This is a genomic window from Clostridium sp. C2-6-12, assembly GCF_009928485.1.
Lineage (GTDB): Bacteria > Bacillota > Clostridia > Clostridiales > Clostridiaceae > Clostridium.
On the sequence record NZ_JAABNP010000083.1, the window covers coordinates 1 to 1,709 of the forward strand.

Below are 1,709 nucleotides of genomic sequence, written 5' to 3' on the forward strand. Positions count from 1 at the left end.
GTTAGAGTATAATTTTAGTAGGCAAAGGCAGTAATAAAAACTGTATAAATAGTGAAAGGAGATGCAAAGCATCTCCCGCATACACAAATTATCCATTATAATTAAGTTGCTGAGACTAAATAGAATGGGGTTATATTTATGTATGAATTAAGTTTAAATGATAAAGCAATGACTTTCAAGGAGTTAGAGAGAAGAATTTATAAATATGTTTGTGATGAAGCTTGTAATGCATTAAAAAATATCTTAGAATCTTTGGATGAAAAGCTACTTAATGAAAGAGATAGCTCAGTTTACCGAAATAAAGGCCGTAAGAAAACTTGTTTAAGAACTATTATGGGGAATGTAGAGTATTATAGACGCATTTATCAATTTAAACTTGAAGATGGTAAAAAAGCTACTAAATGCCTTTTAGATGAGTATTTAGGGATGGACACTATAGGAAATGTATCTATCAATCTTGTAGAAACTATTTTAACTAACGTGACGGAGGTTTCTTTCAGAAAGACATCTAAGAATATTAAAACTATGTGCAATCAAGAGATTAGTGCTCAAGGCGTTTGGAACATAGTTCAAACACTTGGAGAAAAGATTAAAGAACTAGAAAACCGTAAAATTGAATTAGATGATAAAGGTTTGTTAAAAGGCGAAAAGGAAGTACCAGTATTGTTTCAAGAGCAAGATGGAGTTTGGCTATATCTTCAAGGTAAGGATAGACCAAAAGGGAAAAATAAAAAGAAAGAGTTAAAACTAGCAGTATCATATACCGGCTGGACTTTACGTCCAGGAAGCAAAAAGGAATATGTAGTTGTTGATAAAACTGTTTGTGCAAGCTTTAGCAATTCTAGCCGCTTTAAAAAGCTTGCTAACGCAACAATTTCAGAAAAATACAATGTTGATGAAATTAAAACTAGAATATTAAATGGTGATGGAGCACCGTGGATTAAATCAAATTGTGAAGATCAAGATATTCATTTTCAATTAGATCCATTTCATATAAGTCAGGCAATTATTCGTAAAGTTAGCGAGAAAAAATCACAAAAGAAATTATTAAAGTTATTTAGAGAAGGAAAGGTTGAAGATGGTTTAGAAATGATTATTCAACTAATGATTGAGAATAGTAAAGATGAAAAATCGCTAAAAAAACTTGAAGACTTATATAACTATTTGATTAGCAATAGAGATGGACTGATTCCATATAAACAAAGAGATATCGACTTGCCTACGGCGCCGGAAGGTTTAGAATATAGGCAATTAGGAACAATGGAACATAATATATGTGATGTACTTGCTCAAAGAATGAAAGGAAGAAAAATGAGTTGGTCTATTAATGGTGCAGATAATTTAGCTAAAATATTATCTGAAAAATTTAGTAATAGGTTATTTGATACTGTGGATAAAATTTATAGAAATATTATTCCTGATGATGTTATTAATACAGTAGTTGCAAAATTACCATTAACAGTATTTGAGGCAAATAAAGAATCTAATAAGTGCAAGGTATATAAGTGTACTAGTTCACAAATTCCGTACAGCGGAGCTGCTGCAACATTAGGTAGAAAAATAATACGTGATTTATGTGGATTAAAATCATTTAGTGATATTAGTTACAATTAAGTATAGAACATGGATAGGGAAATTCTGAAAAAATAATGTAAAATAATGGATAATAAATCGAGCGAAATTATTGCCAACTTTTACTTGACTCAAAC

Annotated in this window: 1 protein-coding gene; it reads left to right on the plus strand. The window is 30.4% G+C overall.

What is annotated here, in order from left to right; translation table 11 throughout:
• The first annotated feature begins 138 nt into the window (after positions 1-138).
• A complete protein-coding gene (locus tag GXK56_RS27450) occupies positions 139-1,614 on the plus strand; it encodes an ISLre2 family transposase (protein WP_160693478.1) in 1,476 nt (491 codons plus the stop codon).
• The last annotated feature ends 95 nt before the right edge of the window (positions 1,615-1,709 follow it).

What these genes read in the sequence shown, in the direction of transcription:
- GXK56_RS27450 (WP_160693478.1), top strand. Translation starts at nt 139, where the DNA reads ATGTATGAATTAAGTTTAAATGATAAAGCAATGACTTTCAAGGAGTTA.